Genomic DNA, 22,141 nt, shown 5'->3' on the forward strand with positions numbered 1-22,141 from the left:
GTTATTCTGCGGTCGGGCTTTTGTAGAAGGAATATCGCATCGTCGAAAACAGCCGGTGGACCATCGGTTCGAACGCTTCGAGCGGCATGGTGTCGTAATTGGCGTCGAACGCGGACTGGTCGTAGAGGTGGCAGAAGTCCGCCGTATATTCGAAATGCGGATGTCCCCTGAACTTGTCCCGCATATGCTGGTCTTCGCCGATATGGTGGAAGAAATAATAGCCCTGGAAGATGGCGTGCTTCTCCACCATCCAGTGATTTTTTTCCGAAACATAGGGCTTCAGGATCGCGGCGGCGAGGTCCGCGTGATTGCCGGAACCCAGCGTATCGCCAATGTCGTGCAGCAGCGCGCATACGACATATTCCTCGTCCATCCCGGCGCGATAGGCGCGCGTGGCGGACTGGACGCTATGTTCCAGCCGGTCGACCGGATAGCCCCCGAAATCGCCGTCCAGCAGCTTCAGGTGCGTCAATATCCGGTTCGACAGTCCAGCGTGAAACGGCTTGTAGTGGCTGTCGATGATCGCCCAGTCGTCTTTTGTGGAATCCGCCATTTGCGTGAAATGGGTCGTGGCGCCTTCGATTTCCTTGGTGTCGGACATTGTCGGACTTTCTTGCATGAGGCTGTGCGACGGCGCGGTCACGCCATCGCACATCTGTTCGGTCAGGCGTCGAAGCCCGGCAGTTCGCGATGGAGGCGGCGCAGGCAGCCCGGCCAGATCAGCTCATAGGCGGACTGGCCACCCTCCAGCCGAAGCGGGCCGCGCGCCGCCATCTGGCGGGCGACGGTATGCTGCGCTTCTTCCGGAGCGATCAGGACCCCGTCGCGCCCGGCGCTCAGCGCCATCACCTGAATCTTGCAGGCCCGTTCCAATATGAACATCGTCCGCCAGCAGTCGCCCGCATCCAGACCGACCGCAAGCGTGCCGTGATTGCGCAGCAGCATCGCCGCGTTGTTGCCGAGGTCGGCGACCAGCCGCTCGCGCTCGTCCAGATCGAGCGCGATGCCTTCATAGTCATGATAGGCCAGCTCGGGCAGCACGGCCAGCGCAGTCTGGCTGAGCGGGAGCAGCCCTTCCTTCTGCGCCGACACCGCGATCCCCTGATCGGTGTGCAGGTGCATGACGAACTTCACGTCTTCCCGCGCGCCGTGGATCGCGGAGTGGATGGTGAAGCCCGCCGCGTTGACCTTGTAGGGCGTTTCCTGAACGACATTGCCGTCCATATCTATCTTCACCAGCGACGATGCCGTCATTTCCTCGAAGAAGATGCCGTAGGGATTGATGAGGAAATGCTCCTCCGGCCCCGGCACGCGCGCGGAGATATGGGTGTAGACCATATCGTCCCATCCGTTCAGCGCGACGAGGCGGTAAAGCGCGGCGAGATCGACACGCATCTGCCACTCCGCCTCGCTGACCTGACTCCTCAGGGAAGGTGTCGGCGACCAGGAACCGTCAGCCATTTCAATCTCCTTTAGCTATTCCATCGAGGGGTGAGCCAGCGACATCGGCGGAAGGCAGAGCCATCCCTATTTGCCCGTCCGGGCGAGATAAGCGATGTCGTTGGCGGTATTTGCACTGATGTCGGGCGCGCATCGCGGCAAAATCTCGACCGCGTGCACCGTTCCGATCAGCGAACGGCACCGGGCGGGCACCCCGGCCGCCAGCAGCTTGCGGTAAAATGCGACGCCTTCGTCATGCAGTGGGTCGCACTCGTTCACGCTGATAACCGTCTGCGGCAGCCCTTTGAGATCGTCTTCCGACGCGAAGATCGGCCATGCCAGCGGATCTTTGCGCTCGAACGCCTCGATACCATAGGCCAGGGTCAGGCGATTGTTGCCGATATTGATGAAGATGCCTTGATTGTGCTCCGAGGACGGATGGTCCGGATGCGGCCACTGCCCCGCGATGAACGGACACAGCGAATAGACGCCGTTGATGAGGCCGATGTCGCCATCGCGATTGAGCTTCAGCGCGGTCGCAAGGGACAGGTTGCCGCCACCGCTCTCACCGGCCAGGGTGATGCGGTCGGGGTCGATCCGCAATTCTTCGGCATGGGCATGAACCCATTTGAGCCCGGAAACGCAGTCGTTGAGGCCCGCGGGAAAGGGCGCGATTTCCGGCGCGGACGAGGGCAGCAGGCTATTGCGGAAATCGACCATGGCGACCGCAACGCCCTGCGCCGCGATGATGCTGCCCCATCCCCGGTAATTGGGATCGAAGGCGGACAGCGTGGCCATGCCGCCGCCATGCATATAATAGACGCAGGGCAGGATTTCCGTGCCCTCGGGGCGGATATACTGGATCTTGATCTCATTGCCGTCCGGCTGCGAAATGAAGGTCTTCGTCTCGTAGACGAGGCCTTTCGTCGGTGCGGAGATTTCGCACACGGCCTCGGCGAAAAACTGGGCGTCCGCCGCCACGGCGGCCTTCGCTTCGGGCGTATTCATGACTTCGATCAGCTCTTCGCGCGTGAGCAGGTCGGGCGCGGCGGGCGTGCCATATTCCCCGAAAACGGCCTTGATCCGTGGGTCTATCCGGGGATCGTTCAAGAGCTTCGTCATTCTGTGCCTCTCCAGTTTTTTACGCATTTCGTCCGATCGCGCGCACCGCGCCATCCACGTGCAGCAGGATAAGGGACCGAGGGACTCATTTCAGAACCGGACCGTTCATCAGCGCGAAATGCTGCGCCGATCATGCCATCGGCACACCATGGGGCAATGACCAGCCCTCGCAACCCCTTGGTCGCGATTTGCGGCAAAACGCCTTCAACCGCCCGGAAACAGGGATCACCCGCGCCGGGAAAAGGCGAGCAGAATTTCGGTGAAGCGTTCGGGCTGTTCCTGTTGCACCCAGTGCCCGGCCCCGTCGATGAAGTGGATGGCGACCGGCTCCGTCGCCAGCCCGTCGCGCATCGCCTCCATCAGTCCCGGCGCCTGATACGGACCCCAGTCGGCCCTGCCCGACACGAAAGCCACCGGCATGGGCAGGCGGCGGCCCTGAAATGGCGTCATATCCCGGCCGGTCATCCCCTCCGCCAGCGCGCTGCGATACCAGTTGAGCGCGGGCTGAAACCCGGTGCGGGCAAACTCCGCGGCGGCGACCGCCAGATCGGCATCGCTCAGCCAGTCGCAGCCCGCGACCTGCCGCACATCGGGCATGATCGCGGCGGCGACCTCCGCCATGCCGCTCTGCGCGGGCATGCAGTAATAATGCGGCAGTCTGGCGATTTCCTCGCCGGTCCATCCCTTCAGCGGGCCGGGCCGGTTCCCGTCCCAGTCGGCGCTTTTCTGATGATAATAGCCGCGCAGAAACGGGTGCATGCCCTGCGGAGGGTTCCACATGTCCGCGTTCGCGTCCGCGCCGCAATAATAGGCCTGATAATGTTTGCGCGGCTGCGGCAACCGCGCCAGCTCTTGATGCACCACATGGTCGAGGAAAGGCGCGGCAGGCGGCGTTCCTGCGGGCGGAGCGCCACCGAAGGGCGAAGCGGAAAGCACCAGCCGGCGCACCCTGTCGGGCCACGCAAGCGCGCAGAAACCCGCGACGATGGAACCCGCGTCATGGCCGACCAGCATGTCGACGGACGGCAGGCCCAGCGCGTCCATCAGGTTAAAGACATCCGCCGCCAGATTGCCGGTGGCATAGGGTTCCAGATCGGTGAGATAGGCATCCGGCTGCGGCGTCGTCCGCCCGACCCCTCGCTGATCCGGCGCGACCACATGATAGCCCGCGTCGGCGAGCAGCGGCATCACCCTGCGCCAGCACCACGCCAGTTCGGGAAAGCCGTGAAGGAGGAGGATGGCGGGCCGCCGCTTCCCCTCATGGCCTGCTTCCAGAATATGCATGTCGAGGTCGCCGACACCGCTGACGATGCGGGACCGGATACCTTCGGGCAACAGCGCCGGGGAAAGCGGCCCCGGATGCGTGGCGGATTGCCCGGCCACCTTTAGTCCCCGCTGAAAACAGGCGCGCGCTTCTCCGCGAAAGCCCTGACGCCTTCCCCATGGTCGGCCGTTTGCGAACAGTCGATATGGCAGCGCACCTCATGGTCCATATAGGCGCCGAACTCGGTGGACAGCGCGCTGTTGAGATGCTCCTTCATATAGGCCAGCGCCTGCGGCGGCGCGGACGCGAGCCGCCCTGCGATCAGCGCCGCCTGCGCCTCCAGCTCCTCGGCTTCGCACACCCAGTTGGTCAGCCCCAGATCGAGCGCGCGCTCGCTCGTCACGCGTTCGGGCAGGAACATCAACTCCTTGGCCCGCGCCATCCCGACCAGCCGGGCCAGCAGATACCCGATGCCGAAATCGCCCGAAAGCGCCACGTTCGCAAACGCCGTCAGCAGGAAGGCCGGACGCGCCATGATCCGCAGGTCGCACGCCAGCGCCAGCGCAAGGCCCGCGCCCGCGGCGGGGCCGTGGATGACCGCCATAGTCGGCTTGGCCATCGCAACCAGCCTGCCCGATGTCGCGCGCTGGATGGCACGCTGATATTCGACCCTCTCGTCCAGCGAAGACGGCGTGATCGGGTTCTCCCCCATCGCCTTGACGTCGCCGCCCGCACAGAAAGCGCGGCCACTCCCCTGAAGGACGACGCACCGCACGTCCCTGCTGTCTTGCGCGAAGGCGAGTTCCCGGTCCATCGCCTCCAGCATCGGATCGCTCATCGCATTGCGCGCCTCCGGCCGGTTGAGCGTCAGCGTCAGGATGCCGTCCTTCAGTGTCGACAGCAGATCGGTCGTCAAGGTATCGCGCTGTGCCAATCCATCCTCCATTTCATTCTCGTTCGCGCCCGCCCGGCCCTTGGCCGTCAGGCGGCGCGGATCTGATCGGGCGTCGTCGAAAGGCAGGTGTCGTCCAGCGCCTTCACCAGCCCGAGGTCGATCTGCGCGCGCGGCAACTGATAGCGGAAGAAATAGTCGCAGGCCGCGCGCTTGCCTTCATAAAAGGCCTTGCTGGCTTCGCCGCCTTCCTGCCCGCGAACAGCGACCATCGCCTGCCACAGCCACAGCCATCCGATCACGACCGTCCCCGTCCCGTCGAGGTAGAGCGTCGCATTGGCGAGGCTGCGCTCCAGATCGGGTTCGGCCAGCGCGGCGCGGGTGGCGTCCGTGACCCAGCCGATCGCTTCGGCCAGCCGGGCAGCGTGATCCGACAGCGCCGGAATGCCCGCCGCCTGCCCGATCGTCGCGTTGATCCGCTCGATCAGAAGGTCGAGGCCGCGCCCCTCCGCCAGCCGGACTTTCCGCCCCAGCAGGTCGATGCCCTGAATGCCGTAAGTGCCTTCATAGATATGGTTCAGACGATTGTCGCGATACAGGCGTTCCACCGGATGATCGCTGGTATATCCCGCCCCGCCCAATATCTGCATCGCCCACTTGTTAGCCTCAAGACAATGTTCGGATGGCCATGATTTGACGATCGGCGTCAGCACTTCCAGCAACAGGGCGAGGTCGGCCTGATCCTCTTCCGCCGCGCTTTTCTGCTCGTCGACCAGCAGTGCGCAATAGGTGCAGAGCGCCAGCGCCCCTTCCACCGCCGCCTTCTGCGCCAACAGCATTCGCCGGATGTCGACATGCTCGATCAGCGGAATCTGCGGCGAAGCGGGGTCTTTCTGGCCGATGCGGCGGCCCTGAAGCCGCTCGTTCGCATAGTCGCGCGAATAGAGATACCCGACCAGCCCGGACATGGTCGCCACATGCCCCACACCGATGCGCGCTTCGTTCATCATATGGAACATGGCGTGCAGCCCCTGGTGCGGCTTGCCGACCAGATAGCCGACCGAAGGACCGTCCTCGCCGAAATTGAGCTGGCAGTTGGTCGTTCCGCGCTGCCCCATCTTGTGCGCCAGACCGACCAGCGTGACATGATTATCCTCGCCCGGCCTGCCCGCTTCGTCGAGCCGCTTCTGCGGGACGAGGAACAGCGAGATGCCCTTGACGCCCGCAGGCGCATCCGGAAGCCGCGCGAGCACGAGATGGACGATATTCTCGCTCATGCTGTGGCCGCCGCTCGAAATCCAGATCTTCGTGCCGCGCAGATGATAGGCGCCGTCGCCCGCAGGATCGGCCCGGGTCGTAATGTCCGAAAGCGACGATCCCGCCTGCGGCTCGGACAGGCACATCGTGCCCATCCACCGCCCCGCGATCATGTGCGAGGCATAGCGGGACTTCTGCTCTTCCGTCCCGAACGCCAGCAACAGGCGCGCCGCCGCCGCCGTCAGCAGGAAATAGTTGGCGATAGCGACATTGGCCGCGCTGAACATGCCGTTCACCGTCATGCTCACCGTATGCGACATGCCCAGCCCGTCATATTCCACCGGAAAACTCTGCGCGGAAAGCCCGGCGTCGCTATAGGCTTTCAGCGCACGCCCGACATAGGCCGGCATCACCGCCTCGCCATTTTCGAAGGTCGGCGGAACCGCGTCGAGCGGCGCGGCGGTCGTCAGATACTCGGTCTCCGCGATGCGCTGGGCCGTGTCCAGAAGCTGCGAAATCAGCTCGCGGTCCTGCCCTTCGAAGGGGCCGGACGCATGCGCCTTCTCCAGGTCGAACATATCGAACAGCAGGAAGTCGAGATTCTGACGATCGACGATGGTGCTCACGGTAACTCCTGGTAGCCAAGCAGTGCGCGAAAAGGACGGCGCGAAAATGCGCACCTGAGCCTTGGTGCGTTCCGGGCGCTGCGGCTAGGACGGTTTGATGCAGGCGAAACATCGCAATCTCGCTCAAGCCGCCCGGCAGTCACGGGCACCGCCGTTGACCATATATGTCACCCGCTCCGTGAGGCGATTGGTCATCGCCGGGGATGGATCAGTAGCATATTGCGACGTATATGAATGGGGTATTCACCCGTTCACCATCCCTCCACATGGTAAAGGAAATCAATTTGTCTGGGAATCTTGGCACCGCGATCGTCACCGGGGCGTCTTCGGGTATCGGCAAGCTGTTCGCCGACCGTCTTGCCGCGCGCGGCTATGATGTTGTCCTCGTCGCCCGGCGCGAAGACCGGCTCCGCGCCATTGCGGCCGATCTGGAAAGCCGTTTCCCGGTCCGTGCCGAAGTCCTCGTCGCCGACCTGTCCGACCCGGCGGGCGTCGCCGCCGTTTCGAAGCGGATTTCCGGCGATCCGTCGGTGTCTTTCGTCGTCAACAATGCGGGCTATTCCACGATCAAGACGCTGGTCGAAACCTCCGACGAGGTGATCGCCAACATGATCGCGCTCAACGTCACGGCCCTCACTACCCTGTCGAAGGCCGCTCTCGTCCGCTTTACGGAAAAGGGCGCGGGCACGCTCATCAACATCGGCTCGGGCGCGGGCTTCGCGCCCTTCCCCGGCGTCGGCATTCCGGTCTACGCCTCGACCAAGGCCTATGTCTTCCTGCTGACCAAATATCTCCAGAACGAGGTCGAAGGCACCGGCGTCAATGTGCGGCTGGTCCTGCCCGGCGCGGTGGTGTCCGAAGGATGGGACGTGGCGGGCGGCGCCGATCTGGAACCGCTGCCCGACGCCATCGTCATGTCGACCGAGGATTGCGTCGATGCCGTGATGGCGGGCGTGGATCAGGGCGAGCCTGTCATCGCCCCGTCGCTCGCCGACCTGTCCCTGCTGGAAGCCTATGACAGCGCGAGCGGAACGCTTCTGCAGTCCATGTTCAACGCAGAGCCTGCCGCGCGCTACGGCCTGCGGAAATAAGCCTCCCTCCCCCGCGCAGGGCATCGGCGTCCGGCCGATGCCCTGCGTTATCGCCCGCGGAAGCGCTGGCGATACTCGCCGGGGGTCAGCCCCACGATGCGGGTGAACAGCTTCCGGAACGAAGACGTGTCGGCATAGCCCACGTCCCACGCGATCCGGTCGATCGGCAGCACGCTCGACCGCAGCATTTCCTGCGCGTTCGCCACCCGCAGCCGCTGGCAATAGTCGGTGCTCGTGAGGCCCGTCGCCTTCAGGAACCGGCGCAGCAGCGTCCGCTCCTCCAGCCCGCCGACTTCCGCCAGCCGCGACAGCCGCGCATCGGTCGCTCCCGTCGCCTGCAGCCAGTGCTGCACCTTCAGCACCGCCAGGTCGCCATGGTCCAGCCTTGGCGAGAAATTGCTGTAATAACGCTGCTCCCGGCCCGGCGGATCGCACAGGAACGAACGCGCCGTGTCCAGCATCACCGCCGACCCCAGAAACCGGTCGATCAGCCGCAGACACAGGTCGGTCCACGCCATCACCCCGCCCGCGGTCAGGATGTCGCTTTCGTCGATCAGCAGCAGATCGGTGTCGAGTTTCACGTCCGGAAAGCGCTGGCGGAATGTGTCTGCGGCGTCCCAGTGCGTCGTCGCCCGCCGCCCATCCAGCAATCCCGTTTCGGCCAGCAGAAACGCGCCCGCGCACACGGAACCGAGCACCACGCCCGCCGCATGACGCACCCGCAGGAACTCGACGAAGGGTGCCGACGCTTCCGTCGTCACCGGCCCCTCGAGCGCTGGCGGCAGCAGCAATACGGCCGGGTCCATATCCCCGCATTCGGGGGCGCTGTCGAATATCCTCTGCGGCTCGCGCTCGCCCTGCTGCCAGTGGCTGATCCGCAACGCCGGCTCGCCCGACCCATTTCTCGCCCGGCGGTCGGCGAATGTCAGGAAATCGGTCATTCCCATCACCGCGGCAGCCTGCGCGCCGGGATAAAGAAGGATGCCGATCTCCATCGGCTGTTTTTCCGCCATTGTCGGTATCGCCCCTTCGAATGTCGTTCGCGCCAATATCAGCATCGTCGCCGCAGCGCTATCCAGTCCATCTTTGCACCGCTTGAAAGGAATAGTTTATGGGCAAGCGCGCCATTGTGTCTGTCGACCTCCAGAATTTCTACCTGGCCTCGGGTCAGTTGCCCCTCACCGGCATCGACGAAGCCGTCGCCAACGCCGCGCGCGTGATCGGCGCCGCCCGTGACCGCAACGAGCCGGTCATCCACGTCCGCCACGAACTGCTTCCCGACACCCCCCTCTACGTCCCAAACAATCCGGCGGACGAGATCATCGACGGCGTTGCTCCGCTGGCGACTGAGGAAGTCGTGGTGAAGCATTATGCCAACAGCTTCCGCGATACCCGTCTGAAGGAGGTTCTCGACGCGCAGGATGTCGACGCGCTGGTCGTCGTGGGCGCGATGAGCCACATGTGCGTTCAGGCGATTGCGCGCGCGGCCTCCGATCTGGGCTACGGCGTCACCGTCGTCCACGATGCCTGCGCGACGACGGAACTCGTGTTCGAAAGCACGGTCGTTCCGGCCGCGCATGTTCACGCCGCCAGCATGGCTGCTCTCGCATTCGGCTACGCGACCGTCACTTCGACGGACGAGTGGCTGGCCATCGCCCCGGCGCCCGAAGTCGCCTGACAGGCGCCGAACCTCAAGAGCACGACCGTCTTCCCTCATGATGGTCATGCCCGCGCGGGGACTTTGATGTTCCCGCGCGTTTTTTTTGACCGTCTGCGCAGAGCGCGCGCGCCGGGCCGCACTGCCGCGTCACGAATGGAAGCGTTGCTTAAAGAGCAACCTTGAGCTTCCCCGGATGCCATTGGACGATTTTTCGATGAGCCATAGACAGTTGGAAAGAGTTCCTTCCGGCTTCGCGGATCGCTCCCCTTTGCTGGAGCGCCGCGCGAAAAAGGGCGGGTGCTTGAGCGGCTGAAAAGGGTCGGCCCAGCTCTGCATCTGCCTCGCCGTCAGGGATAGCTGCGCGGTGGGCGCAGTCGGAAACCGAAGCAAGTCTCGCTTTATCGATGGGCGAGCACATCAGGGAAAAACTCATGACGACCGACCTGCGCGCCCCCCTGAACGACTTGCCCGAACTTGCACAGGATCTTGGCAATTACATCGGCGGACGCTGGGAAAGCGATGAGGCCGAAACCTTCGCGGCGATCAATCCCGCGACCGGCGGCGAACTGGCCCGCCTGCCGCTCAGCACGCGCGAAACCGCCCGCAGGGCCGTCGCCCATGCCAAGGCGGCGCAGCCTGCCTGGGCGCGCCTTTCGACGTGGGACCGGGCGACGCTGTGCGCATCCATCGGCGACGCGATTGCCGCCGCGACCGACGACCTCGCGCGCATCCTGTCGATGGAACAGGGCAAGACTCTGGCGGAAGCCACCGGAGAGGTGACGGCCACGGCCCATGGTTTCCACATGAGCGCCGAACTGGTGCGCTACATGACCGGCGAAGTGCAGACCGGCCAGACCCCCGACCGCCTGTTCCTGACGCAGCGGCACCCGCGCGGCGTCTATGCCGTCATCACCCCGTGGAACTACCCGGTGATGATCCCCGGCGAATATCTCGCGCCCGCCATCGCGACCGGCAATGCCGTGGTGTGGGTGCCCGCCCCGACCACCTCGCTCGTCGCCGCCGCGCTCATGCGCGTCATCGCCAGCGTGGGCCTGCCGGACGGCCTCATCAATCTGGTGCTCGGACAGGGCGCTGTCGTCGGCGATGAAATCGTCGGCCATGAAGATGTGCAGGGCATCGGCTTCACCGGTTCGACGAGGACCGGCAAGAGCGTCGCGGAGCGCGGCGCGGGCAAGCCGATGCTGCTCGAACTGGGCGGCAACGGCCCCGTGATCGTCCGCCGCGACGCGGACCTCGATCTCGCTGCAGAGGCTGCCGCACTGGGTGCGTTCATGAACTCGGGCCAGATCTGCGCCGCCACCGGCCGGGTTCTCGCTGATAGCGCGATTGCCGGGGAACTGGCCGAAAAGATCGCCGAGATCGCCCGCTCGCACAAGCCGGGCGATCCCCTGCATCAGGGCACGACCATGGGTCCGCTCAACAACGCCGCGGTCGTCCAGAAGACGCGCGAGCATGTCGATGAAGCCATCGCCGCGGGCGCACGCTGCATCGCTGGCGGCCATGGCCTGCCCGACCTTGGCAGCGACCTCTTCTACGCGCCGACCGTGCTCGTCGATGTCACCCCCGACATGCGCGTCGCCCGCGAAGAGACGTTCGGACCGGTCGTCCCCGTCATCGCGCTGGACGGCGACGACGAGCTTCTGCGGGTCGCGAACGACACCGAATATGGCCTCACCATGGCGATCTTCTCGCGGGACATGGAACGCGCGATGGCGATGTCGACCGAACTTTCCGCCGGCATCATCAGCATCAACGCGCACACCGTGACGTGGGAAACCCACATGCCGCTGGGCGGCGCGTCGGGCACGAAGAGCGGGATCGGACGGCTCGGTGGCCGCCACACCATCGAAGCGATGACCGAAATGCGCATGGTTACGATCCCCGCGCCCCGATTTGCCGGCAAAGACAAGGGCTGAGGGCGTCGTCCGATGCGACACAGGGGGGAATATAGACCCGCTCGCTTGCTGAGCGGGGCCGTGTCAGCATTCCGGGGCATCCCGGCATGACGGACATGGCTGCACAGCAGGAAGCGAAGATCCGGCAGGCGCGGTCGGCGTTCAACGACGCCCTTATCGCCAAGGATCTGCCCGTCATCGACGCCCTTCTTCAGGCGGATTATGCGGTCATGCCGAGTTTTTCGGCGCGCTGCTTCGACAAGCCCGGCATTCTCGACGTCTATCGCAATTACTTCGCCGATCCCGCCTTCATCACCTTCGACCGCACGCCCGACAGCGTCGTTTTCGGCCCCGACGGAAAACGCGCGGCCGAGACGGGCCGATGGCGCGGATCGTGGCGCGGACAGCCGGACAGGGCGGGCATCTATCACGCCGCCTGGCTTCTCACCGATCGGGACTGGAAGCTGACCAAGGAAAGTTACGTGCTTCTCGAAGGCTAGGGACGCCGCCGCTCGCGCCAGCCTTTTCTAATATTTTCAGGGAATTACAATGAACAACGATCTGCACGACGCGCCATTCGACCTGATCTTCGATCGGGCCACCGTCATCGACGGCACAGGCGCGCCGTCCTATGTCGCGGATGTCGCCATCAGCGGCGACCGCATCGGCATGATCGGCGACCTTAGCGACCGTGCCGCTGTCCGCCGCGTCGATGCGAAAGGCCTGATCCTCTCCCCCGGCTTCATCGACGTGCACACGCATCAGGACAATGCGCTGCTGGTCGGTCCGGAAATGGCCCCCAGCGTGTCGCAGGGCATCACCACCATCGTCACCGGCAATTGCGGCATCAGCCTTGCCCCGCTGGTGCGCGACACCGTGCCCGCTCCCCTCGACCTGCTGGTCTCTGGCACCTCCGGTCCCTTCATCTTCTCCACCTTCGCCGCCTATCTCGACGCCGTGCGGTCCGCCTCGCCCGCCGTGAACGCCGCCCCGCTCGTCGGTCATTCGACGCTGCGTGTCGCCGTGATGGAGGACGTGACCCAGCCCGCGACCGACGCTGAGATCGAGGCGATGAAAGCCCTGCTCGACGAATGCATGCGCGCAGGCGCCATCGGCATGAGCAGCGGGCTTTTCTATCCGCCCGCCCGCGGCAGCAAGGCCGACGAGGTCGTCGCGCTCCTCGAAGTCGTCTCCGCCTATGGCGGCGTCTACACCACCCACATGCGCGACGAAGCCGACGCGATCATGGACTCGCTCGACGAATCCTTCAACACCGCGCGCAGCGCCGACGTTCCGCTCATCATCTCGCACCACAAATGCATGGGTCAACGCAATTTCGGCCGCAGCGTTGATACGCTCGCCCGCATCGACGCCGCCGCCGAAGAACAGTCCATTGCGCTCGACGCCTATCCTTATGTCGCGGGATCGTCTTCGCTGCTGCACGATCTAGCCGCCAAATCCAGCTCCACCCAGATCACATGGTCGACCCCCTATCCCGACCTTGCCGGACGGACCGTGACCGACATCGCCGCCGAATGGGGCATCAGCGAAGACGCGGCGATCGACCGGCTGAAGCCGGGCGGCGCGATCTACCATATGATGAGCCAGGAAGATCTGGACCGGATCATCAGCCATCCCAAATGCATGATCGGGTCTGACGGGCTTCCCCACGACAAGATGCCGCATCCGCGCCTGTGGGGCACTTTCCCCCGCGTTCTGGGCCATTTCTGCCGCGAGCGCGGCCTGTTTCCGCTGGAGGACATCGTTCGCCGCATGACGCAGTTGCCGGCGCAGGAATATGGGCTGGTCGACCGCGGCACCCTTCGCGTCGGCGCCTTCGCCGACCTCGTTCTCTTCGATGCGGACCGCGTGGGCGACCGCGCGACCTACGACGATCCGGCCACGCCCGCCGACGGGATCGAGATGGTCGTCGTCAACGGCCAGCAGGTCGGCGGCACGCGCCGTTCGGGCCGGGTTCTGACCCGCCAGGGATAAGGGGAGCGGCCTCGGGGGATTCTCTCCGTCCCCCGGGGCCGCGAAATCAGGCCCGGACGCTCACAGCCCCGCCAGCCCCGCCAACGCCATCATCGCAACCGACTTCGTCCGCTGCGCCACCATGTCGCGCCACAGGGCGGATTGCGGGTAGAAAAAGTGCATCAGATCGCACCGTATCGCCTCGACCTCCGGGTCGTCGGGATTGCCCTGCGCCTCCGCCCATGCGTCCTTTATCATCAGTTCGGCGAAGCGGTCGGCCTCATAGGTGCCGAACTCCAGACTGATCGGAAGAATGCGGGCGGCGGGCAGCACCTGCCGCACGCCCTGCGCCAGATCGCCCTGTAGCTCGTAAGGCAATCCCTTCCGGTCTTCGAGCAGCGCGACGAAGGGTTCGTCATACCACGCCCGCAACATGGCCGTCTCCGCAGAACCGGGCGTTTCCGTGCAGATCAGCGTGCCGATGCCGAACGGGCCGAGACCCGTGTGCAGATCAATCAGCGCGACGAGGCTGGCGGGTTCCAGCATGTCGCCTGCCACCTGCCGCAGCAGCCCGTGCGACCAGCTCGCCGCGCTGCCGCCATAGCCTAGCCCCCCGGCGCTGTCATACTGCCCCTGGAACACCGCCTGCGCATAGGCGTCGTCGCCATGCGCGCGCCGGAATTGCGCCATCGCTTCCAGCGCCCTGCCCGGCGTCGGCGCGCGCAGGCAGTCGAGGAAACCCGTGCCGACCAGCGCGTCATGCTCCGCATTGACGGGCAGCGGGATCGTCCGGTCGACGAAGCTGCGGTTGAGGTCGACATTGTCGTGCGTATGCCTGCGCCGCCACGCCGCGCCCCATGGGTTGAGCATGTGGATGAAAACCGCGCTCGTGTCCGCGGGCAGCCCCTCGCGCGCCAGTTCGTCGATCAGCGCGACCTGCGCATGGCTTCCGGCATAGCCCTCCACGCCATGATTGCCGCTCACCACCAGCAGCGTCCGCGCCGCCCCGGCCGGACCGATCCGGGCCGCATCGCTGTAGATCGCCTCGCCGCCGGGGCCGGGCTGCGGATGGCGATAACTGCTGACGGGAATGTGCAGCCTCTCGCACTGGCCGAGAAACCGCGCGCGGGCGGAGCTATAGTCATGGGCGAATGCATCGCCGGCGGTCGTCGCAGTCATCTTGGCGGAAATTCCCTGATTGCCATCTGTCGGAGGGCGCGGAAGCCGGGCTTCGATAAGGCCGACGCCCACGCCCCTGTATCGCAAAATCGGGCGCGAGCGAAAGCTCGCGCCCGATCGGAGGACGCTTTTATACTGTCGGTCGTCCTAGAAGCGCTTGTTGATCTGCACCCCGATTTCACGAGGCCGGGTGCGGAACACCACGTCGCCGAAAATGTCGTTCTGCGCGCCGGTATCGCCCAGCTTGTTGAACACATTGTTGACGTACAGTTGCGCGTCCCATCCGCCAGCTTCGCTGACCGCGCCGATGCGGGCATTGACGATGGCGAAATCGCCCAGATCCCGGTTACGGATCGCGCCGTTCAGAAGCTGGGTCGAGAAGAAGGACTTGTAGGTGCTGACATAGCTCGCATCCATACGGACATAGCCCTGCAGCGCGTCGGACAGCGGGGCTTCATATTCGGCCGATCCCGACACCGAATATTTGGGCACGCCCACCAGCCGGTCGCCCGCGATGCCGCCCGTGGTCACGCTCGCCCCCAGCAGCTTCGCATCGGTGAAGCTGCTGTTGAGCGACACGGTCAGACCGGTGGCGACCCGCGCCGTGACGGAGCCTTCCAGACCCTTGATCCGCGCCTTCGACGCGGTGTCGAAGATGGTGAAGCCGCACTGCAACTGGTTGCGGAGCTGGATGTCCTTCCAGTCGATCTGGTATGCCGCCGCGCTGAACTGCACCCGCTTTTCAAGCAGATCGCCCTTCGCCCCGACTTCGTAGCTCATCAGCGTGTCCGACTTGAATCCGGGCACATCGTTGGGGTTGAAGCCGATCTGCTGGAATTCGGCGAGGCACTGCGCGTTCGTCGACACCGGCTGGTTGAAACCGCCCGGGCGGAAACCCTTGGCGACCGTCGCATAGAGCAGAAGATCGTTCGAAGGCTTGAACGACACCGTCGCCTTGGGGTTGAACCCGTCTTCCTTCAGGCTGGCCTTCCGGTAGGCGGCGTCCGGCGTCACGAACAGCGCGAGCGAATTACCGACGAACAGCGAATGCTGGCTGATGTCGAAATAGCGCCCGCCCAGCGTCAGGTCGAGCTGGTCGGTGAAGGAATAGGTCACTTCGCCGAAAAGGGCGATCTGGCGCAGATCCTGCGGCACATTGGCCGAATAGAAGCTCAGATCGTTGACCCCGGTGATCGGCGATACGAACGCGCCCTTCCCGTCCAGCGCTGCGGGCGTGCCGTTCCGGTCGAGATAGTCCGAAAGGCCCGGCCAGGGGCCATCCTGCACGAACCGCTTCTTGAGCTTCGAATAATAGGCGCCCACGACATATTTCAGCCGGCTCTTGTCGTCGGAAGCCAGCCGGATTTCCTGCGCGAACTCGTGATAGCCCTGCTTATTGTAGAGGCCGAGCGCGGGCGCGGGTTCCGCAAATCCGGAAATCACCGACATATAGGCGCGGCCCAGCGGCGTCAGATCGCGGAAGCCCAGATCCTTGCGGTCGAGATAGGATGTCGAAGAACTGAACGTCGCCGATCCCAGATCGACGGTCAGTTCGCCGTTGATAAGGTCCATGTTGCTGCGGCTGCGCGGCTCGACCAGATAGGTCGATGTGAGCTTCGACGTGCGCGGCACCGAGTTCAGGCCGTGAACATTGACTTCGCGGTGCAGATATTTGAGCGCGATGCTGACGGTGTCGGCGGGCTTGTACAGCAACGTGCCGCGCACCAGCCAACTGCTGTCGTCATTATAATTCTTCTTCGAAAAGTCCGGCGACTCATTGTCGATATAGCCGCCCGAGTTGCGATATGTGCCGACCACACGCAGCGCCAGCGTATCTTCGACGATCGGCAGGTTGATTACCGCGTCGCCGCTATAGGACGGGTCGCCCGACTTGGTAATCGAAGCGCGGCCCTGCACTTCGCCCTCGATGCGGTCGAGCTTGGGCGCCTTGGTGATGAAACGGATGGTGCCGCCCATGGACCCTGCGCCATAGAGCGTGCCCTGCGGACCCTTCAGCACCTCGATCCGCTCGATGTCGAACAGGTTGAGGTCGGGCGATGCGTTATTCTCGTTGTTCGTGCCGCCGGGGCTGGTGATCGACACATCGTCCAGATAGATGCCGACCGTTTCCTGCGGTTCGGAGTCCGACGATCCGGAAACGCCGCGGATCTTGACGCGCTTCTGGTTCGGCCCCGCGTCGAACACGGCAAGGCCCGGCAGCGCCGCCGCATAATCCTGAATGCTCTGCGCGGCCGTCCGCTGGAGGGCGTCGGCGGACACCGCGGAGATCGCGGTGGGAACGTCCAGCAGCGATTCCGCGCCGCGCTTGTTGGCCGTCACGACAATGTCGTTGAGGCCTTCGCCGCTCCGCGCGCCATCCACCTGCTGCGCCATCGCCGCATGCGACAGTCCCGCCATCATGATGGCGACAGTCGAACAATAGCGTAGACTGATATTCCGGCAGTTTGACATAATTACCCCCCAAGGTTGGTTGTCGAAAATCGTCGATGTTCGTCCTTGCCTGCCGCCGCGCCGGGACCGTTCTCCCGGCACAGCGCCCCCGCCCGCAGAACCGCGTTCAGGTCCTGCGTTGCGGAAACTGCCCGCGCACCTCACCGATGCGGGATTCCTGTTATCGCCTGTGTCGCGGGGCTGGCCGGGCGCTCCCGGTCCAGCTACCCCGCCCGGTCATACTTCCGGAACATATGCTCCGGTCTGGCGCAGCGCGTCGCCGAACATGGCGTCGAACGCGACCAGCACTTCGCGGCTCGCGGTCTCGGGACGCCCGGCGTTGAAGGGCGGCTCGGGCGCATATTCGATCAGCAACTGCTGCATCTGCGCGGTCGTTTCGCCGAAGATTTCAGCCGCCACGGTCAGCGCGAAGTCGATGCCCGATGTCACGCCGCCGCCGCTGAAGAAGCGGCCGTCGCGCACCACGCGCGCGTCGTCGGGAATGGCGCCGAAGTCGGAAAGCTGATGGCGGAACGCCCAGTGGCAGGCGCTGCGCTTGCCTTCCAGCAATCCCGCCCGCGCAAGGACGAGCGATCCGTTGCACACCGACGTCACATAGCTGGCATCGGCGGCGAGCCGCTGGATGTGGCCGATCATTTCCGGCGTGGCGAGGCTGGTCTGATCCATCCCGCCCGGGACGCAGAGCAGGTCGCACCGGTCGATGTCGGCGAGCTTCTCGGTTCCCTTGTAGACGAGGCCCGGCTCCGTCACGATGTCGCCGCCATCAGGTGTCGCGAGGCGGATGTTCACATTGGGAATGCGGAAGAATACTTCATAGGGACCGGCAAAATCGAGCTGATCGAACCGATCATAGAGGATGAACAATATTTCGAACGGCCTGTCCACTTTTCTGTCTCCATCATTTCTTTGTAATATTTACCCCGGATCGACATTGACCCAAAGGTCAAATTTCCGGCATTTCCAGTCGTGATTTTCGGACGAAACGGGACAGCGGCGAGCGCCGGTCACGCGCCGGTCCTTCACCGCACGCGATAGCGTCACCCGATGCGGGCCAGGCGGATATGGTGCACCGGCCCGAAATCGAGACGCAGCGCCCCGGCCTCGAACGTCATAATGCCGCCGATCGGGGAAAAACCCACCTGCTCGATCCGCCAGACGTCCGCCGTGACCGGCGTCATCCGGTAATCGGCCCAGCCATGACGCCCGCGCAGCGATGCGCTGGCCCCCTCCCCGTCCTCCGTCACGAGGACGGTCAGGTCGAAATCTTCCGAGCGATAATGGCCGACCCGCGTCCCGACGGTCGCGCTTTCATCTATCGCGACTTCCTCCAGGCGATCCTCGTCGGCGAAATCGCTCAGCACGATGGCGTTTTCCTCCACCCGGACCGAGCGCTGGAAGAAAGCCGCCGCTGCCGGAAGCTGAAGCACGCCGCTTTCGTCGGGCGCGACCGGAATGGCGACGCCGCCGTCGATAGCCAGCAGATGAAAGTCATCCTTCGCCGTCAGAGTGACGACCCGCCCGTCGCGCCGCGACACGAACGCACCCGTGCGCTTTTCGTAATCCGCCGTTTCCGGCACGGGCGCGAGGCCGTCGACCATCGCGTCGATGACCTTGAGCGCCAGAACGCTGGCGCTCGCGTCCGACCGGTTGGTGCCGATGCTGATGTCCAGCCTCGCGCCCGGCACCTTCAGCATCTGCGAATTGCCGCTCATCACGTCGCCGGGATGATGGATGACATCGACGCCGCGATATGTCTCGCAGAAGAGGCCGAGGCCATAGCGCGTCGACCATCCGCCCGTCAGACGCTGCGGCTCCAGCATCTGCTTCCAGCTTTCTGCGCTGCCGACGACCGGCGCGTCCATATGCCTCAGCCACGTCAGCATGTCGGCCATCGTCGAAACGAGGCCGCCCGCGCCGCTCAGCTCCATGCTCATATGCGTCTTGGAAAATACGCCCTGCGCGTCGCGGAAATGAAGCCCCGCGCTGTTCGGCACGAAATCGCTGTCCCACCGCCGCAACAGCGTGTCGTGCATTCCGGCCGGCGCGAATATCCGCGTGCGCAGCACATCCTCCAGCGGCTGTCCGCTGATCTTCTCGATGGCGGCGGTCAGCAGCGCATAGCCGCCATTATTATAGCCCCACCGCGTTCCCGGCGCGAAATCGACATCGTCTATCGTCTCGTAATAGGCGAGGATCTGCCGGTCGGTGACGGGGCGGTCGACCCCGTGCATCGCCATGGTCAGCCAGAAAGGATCGCGGATGCCGCTGGTGTGGGTCATCAGCGCGCGCATGGGGGCGCGGGCGACGGCGGGCTTCAGCCCTGGAATATAGCGCCCGATCTCGTCGTCCAGTCCCGCCAGCCCGTCTTCGCACAGCAGCAGATAGGCGAGGCAGGCGAAATGCTTCGTGCTCGACCCGACCCGCATGCGGGTGCGCGGCGTCAGGACGACGGGCAGTTCCATGTTCGCAAGGCCAAAACCCTTGGCGTAGACCGGCACGCCTTCGACCGCGATGCCCACCGCCACACCGGGCAGGTGACCCTGGTCGAATTCAGCAAAGATCGCGTCGATCTCCGCCTCGTCAAATCGGGTGCCGATCTTTGCCACCGTCACGATCACACTCCTTCGATCCCTCCCCGCACGGGGGAACGCCACGCCCGCCGGCGAAGCCTTCTCAAACGAAAGCCGGGGCCAGGCGGTTTACCCACCCGGCCCCGGCCGCAACCCTTAGCTCCGGACCCGCATCGCGGGTCGCAGGATCAGTATTTCACCGTGAAGGTGCCGCCGAAGGTCCGCGGCGGACCGTAGGATGCCAGCACGATGCCCAGACCCGGCAGGTCGTTGAGGTAGGTCTTGTAAACCGACTTGGTCAGGTTCTTGACCCATGCGGTCAAGGCCCAGCGGTCGTCGGAGGCCGCGATGCCGACCTGCGCGCCGACCACCCAGTAGGAGCCGATCTTCGACACCGGCGAATTGCTCGCCTGCAGATATTGCGACGTGCGATAGTTGCCGTTCATCGCCAGGTTCAGCTTCAGATCGCTGCCGATGTCGGTCGTGTAGGACGCGTCACCGGTGAATGTCCATTTGGGCGAGTTGACGGTCGAATTGCCCTGAAGGCTCCGGCCGCCCGCCGTGATGGCGCTGTCGATCTTCGAGTGGAGATAGCCGCCCGCCGCGCCGAACTGCAGACCCTGAATGGGCTGCCACTGCACGTCCAGCTCGACGCCGTCTGTCTTCACCGCAGCCGCGTTGATCGTCACCGGAACCGGCGAGGTCGGGCTGTCGACGTTGATGAAGCCGTTCGTGAAGTCATAGTGGAACACCGCGCCATTGACCTGCAGGGTCCGTCCGCCCAGCAGCGACTTGAAACCGGCTTCGTAAGCGGTGATCTTCTCCGGCGACAGCGAGGTGAACTCGCTCTGCGACGACGCGAAGACCACGTTGAACGCACCCGAACGGAAACCGCTCGACACGTTTGCGTAGAGGAGCAGCTTGTCGATGGCGTCGCTGTTCAGCTCGGGCTTCCATTCCGCGCCGAACTTGTAGGACACATTCTTGTCGTGCCGCTTGCCGCCATTGGCCACCGCCGAGGAGGTGGACAGCGGGAAGATCAGCGTGGTCGGCTTTTCCTGACCCCGGATCACCGACATGCCGTCAGCCAGCCAGGTGCCGCCGTTGATCTTCAGGCTTTCGTTGCTGTAACGCAGGCCCGCGATCAGCGAGAGCTGGTCGGTCAGCGCGAACTCGTTGTGGAAGAAGATCGCGCGCGCGTTCACCTTCTGCCTGTAGTCGGTGTAGAGGTTCTGCGCACCGTCGAGGATGATCAGGCCCGAATGCGACGCCAGATTGTCATGCTGATAATAGGCGCCCAGGACGTAGTTCCAGCGGCTCGGCTGGTTCTGCGAGATCCGGATTTCCTGCGAATACTGGTTGATGTTGAAGGCTTCGTAGGAGTCCAGCGAGTTGACCGGCGAGGAGTCCGAGTCCTCGACGATGAAGCGGTTGAACTTCTGGTAGCTCGAAATCGAAACCAGCTTGGTCCAGCCCAGATCGCGCTCGACGCGGGCGGTGAAGCCGATCTGCTTGGCGCGCATCTGGTGCGGAATATTGTTGTCGGTCGTGTAGGGGTTCTTGTCACCCGGATAGCCGCCATCCAGCGAGCGGCGGCAATTGGCGTCGGCGCCGTTGAGCGTGCCGTTCAGATAGGGCTGACAGAGCTGGGGAGCGCCCGCCGCCAGCGATTCCGGCGTGTAGACACCCGGAACGTCATAGGGCGCCAACTGGCTGTTGTCCCGGCCATATGTGGCGGACAGCAGCACGTCGGTCTTGCTGTCATGGAAGGCCAACTGGCCGCGCAGCGCCCACTTCCGGTCATAACCTTCGGTCTTGCCGGTCAGGGTGTTGCGATAATAGCCCTCACCCTGATGGGTGGTGAAGCCGGACAGACGCGCGGACACCGAGTCCGTCAGCGGACCGCTGACATAGCCTTCGGCGCGCACCGTCTCATAGGTGTCGTAACCCAGCGTGCCGCCGGCGGTGAAGTGATCGGTCGGCTTGCGGCTGTAGAAATTGAGCGCACCGCCCGTGGTGTTGCGGCCGAACAGCGTGCCCTGCGGACCCTTGAGCGCTTCGACGCGGTCGAGGTCGAAAATCAGCAGCGGCGTCATGATGCTCTTCGACAGGTAAACGTCGTCGATATGCACCGCGACCGGCGGGTCGAAGTTGCCGGCGAAGACGTTGACGCCGATGCCGCGGATGTTGAAGGAATTCTGCCCGACGCCATAGTTGATCTGGACGTTGGGGAGGACCGAAGCGAGTTCGGTGACTTCGCGGATATTATGCTTGGCAAGCACGTCGGGCGTCACGACCGACATGGTGATGCCGACGTCCTGCGCCGACTGGGCGCGCTTCTGCGCCGTCACGACGATGTCGGCCAGGCCGCCCTCGTTCGCCTGATCCTGCGCCAGCACGGGCGCGGCGATCGCAACCATGCAGGTGGTGGCAAAAAGGGAGCCGATGGCAGCCCTGGTGAAACCCGCTTTCGAAATTGTCATCATCAACCCCCAATTCTTGCCGATCGAATTACACGCACTTTGCTTTTATGATGTGCGGCACTCGGGCGAACATCCGCCCTGACCCAGCAGTTAAAAACCCGCGGCTGCCTCCTTCGTGTCGGCTATACCGCGCAGTGAAGTTCCTCCGGTCGGACTATGGCTAAATGACTTTTCCATTACATCCAATGTCGCCAC

17 protein-coding genes are annotated in these 22,141 nt (G+C 64.3%); 5 read left to right on the top strand and 12 right to left on the bottom strand.

Annotation, left to right across the window (positions count from 1 at the left end; all coding sequences use genetic code 11):
• Position 1: 1 nt before the first annotated feature.
• The 6 genes from SAMIE_RS09035 to SAMIE_RS09060 form a co-directional block, all read right to left on the bottom strand.
• Positions 2–601, bottom strand: a complete 600-nt coding sequence (locus SAMIE_RS09035) for an HD domain-containing protein (RefSeq protein ID WP_066700201.1) — start codon at positions 599–601, stop codon at positions 2–4.
• A 62-nt stretch (positions 602–663) separates the two neighbouring features.
• The gene (locus SAMIE_RS09040; RefSeq protein WP_066700203.1) at positions 664–1,461 is read right to left on the bottom strand and encodes a class II aldolase/adducin family protein; all 798 of its coding nucleotides are present in this window, start codon (positions 1,459–1,461) and stop codon (positions 664–666) included.
• 66 nt (positions 1,462–1,527) lie between these two features.
• Positions 1,528–2,562, bottom strand: a complete 1,035-nt coding sequence (locus SAMIE_RS09045) for an alpha/beta hydrolase (RefSeq protein WP_066700205.1) — start codon at positions 2,560–2,562, stop codon at positions 1,528–1,530.
• Positions 2,563–2,787: 225 nt separating this feature from the next.
• Complete coding sequence (locus tag SAMIE_RS09050) at positions 2,788–3,945, bottom strand: alpha/beta hydrolase (RefSeq protein WP_197724667.1); 1,158 nt, start codon at positions 3,943–3,945, stop codon at positions 2,788–2,790.
• A 2-nt stretch (positions 3,946–3,947) separates the two neighbouring features.
• Positions 3,948–4,742 carry an enoyl-CoA hydratase-related protein gene (locus tag SAMIE_RS09055; RefSeq protein WP_232037407.1) on the bottom strand — a complete coding sequence of 265 codons (795 nt, stop codon included), beginning with the start codon at positions 4,740–4,742 and terminating at the stop codon, positions 3,948–3,950.
• Between the two features lie 65 nt (positions 4,743–4,807).
• Complete coding sequence (locus SAMIE_RS09060; RefSeq protein WP_197724668.1) at positions 4,808–6,601, bottom strand: acyl-CoA dehydrogenase; 1,794 nt, start codon at positions 6,599–6,601, stop codon at positions 4,808–4,810.
• Between the two features lie 284 nt (positions 6,602–6,885).
• Between SAMIE_RS09060 and SAMIE_RS09065 the strand changes: the two genes are divergently transcribed.
• Positions 6,886–7,692, top strand: coding sequence for an SDR family NAD(P)-dependent oxidoreductase (locus SAMIE_RS09065; RefSeq protein WP_162849043.1), 807 nt, complete (start codon positions 6,886–6,888; stop codon positions 7,690–7,692).
• 47 nt (positions 7,693–7,739) lie between these two features.
• Here SAMIE_RS09065 and SAMIE_RS09070 read toward each other — a convergent pair whose 3' ends face one another.
• Positions 7,740–8,705 (bottom strand): GlxA family transcriptional regulator, encoded by a 966-nt coding sequence (locus tag SAMIE_RS09070; protein ID WP_066700209.1) that lies wholly within the window; start codon positions 8,703–8,705, stop codon positions 7,740–7,742.
• 98 nt (positions 8,706–8,803) lie between these two features.
• Between SAMIE_RS09070 and SAMIE_RS09075 the strand changes: the two genes are divergently transcribed.
• From SAMIE_RS09075 to SAMIE_RS09090, 4 genes are all read left to right on the top strand, one after another.
• Positions 8,804–9,370 (top strand): cysteine hydrolase family protein, encoded by a 567-nt coding sequence (locus SAMIE_RS09075; RefSeq protein WP_066700210.1) that lies wholly within the window; start codon positions 8,804–8,806, stop codon positions 9,368–9,370.
• 413 nt (positions 9,371–9,783) lie between these two features.
• Positions 9,784–11,289 carry an aldehyde dehydrogenase family protein gene (locus SAMIE_RS09080; RefSeq protein ID WP_083952458.1) on the top strand — a complete coding sequence of 502 codons (1,506 nt, stop codon included), beginning with the start codon at positions 9,784–9,786 and terminating at the stop codon, positions 11,287–11,289.
• 86 nt (positions 11,290–11,375) lie between these two features.
• Positions 11,376–11,768, top strand: coding sequence for a nuclear transport factor 2 family protein (locus tag SAMIE_RS09085; protein WP_083952459.1), 393 nt, complete (start codon positions 11,376–11,378; stop codon positions 11,766–11,768).
• Between the two features lie 49 nt (positions 11,769–11,817).
• Positions 11,818–13,263, top strand: a complete 1,446-nt coding sequence (locus SAMIE_RS09090; RefSeq protein WP_066700213.1) for an N-acyl-D-amino-acid deacylase family protein — start codon at positions 11,818–11,820, stop codon at positions 13,261–13,263.
• 60 nt (positions 13,264–13,323) lie between these two features.
• Here the strand turns inward: SAMIE_RS09090 and SAMIE_RS09095 are convergent, their stop codons facing one another.
• From SAMIE_RS09095 to SAMIE_RS09115, 5 genes are all read right to left on the bottom strand, one after another.
• A complete protein-coding gene (locus SAMIE_RS09095) occupies positions 13,324–14,421 on the bottom strand; it encodes a DUF2817 domain-containing protein (RefSeq protein WP_126516792.1) in 1,098 nt (365 codons plus the stop codon).
• A 147-nt stretch (positions 14,422–14,568) separates the two neighbouring features.
• On the bottom strand, positions 14,569–16,842 hold the full coding sequence (locus SAMIE_RS09100; protein ID WP_066700216.1) for a TonB-dependent receptor: 2,274 nt from the start codon (positions 16,840–16,842) through the stop codon (positions 14,569–14,571).
• 267 nt (positions 16,843–17,109) lie between these two features.
• On the bottom strand, positions 17,110–17,778 hold the full coding sequence (locus SAMIE_RS09105) for a DJ-1/PfpI family protein (RefSeq protein WP_066700218.1): 669 nt from the start codon (positions 17,776–17,778) through the stop codon (positions 17,110–17,112).
• A 152-nt stretch (positions 17,779–17,930) separates the two neighbouring features.
• On the bottom strand, positions 17,931–19,505 hold the full coding sequence (locus tag SAMIE_RS09110; protein ID WP_162849044.1) for a serine hydrolase domain-containing protein: 1,575 nt from the start codon (positions 19,503–19,505) through the stop codon (positions 17,931–17,933).
• Between the two features lie 146 nt (positions 19,506–19,651).
• Entirely contained in the window at positions 19,652–21,883 is a 2,232-nt protein-coding gene (locus tag SAMIE_RS09115) for a TonB-dependent receptor (RefSeq protein ID WP_162849045.1), read from the bottom strand.
• Positions 21,884–22,141: the final 258 nt, after the last annotated feature.

Origin of the sequence: Sphingobium amiense (assembly GCF_003967075.1) — a bacterium.
Lineage (GTDB): Bacteria > Pseudomonadota > Alphaproteobacteria > Sphingomonadales > Sphingomonadaceae > Sphingobium > Sphingobium amiense.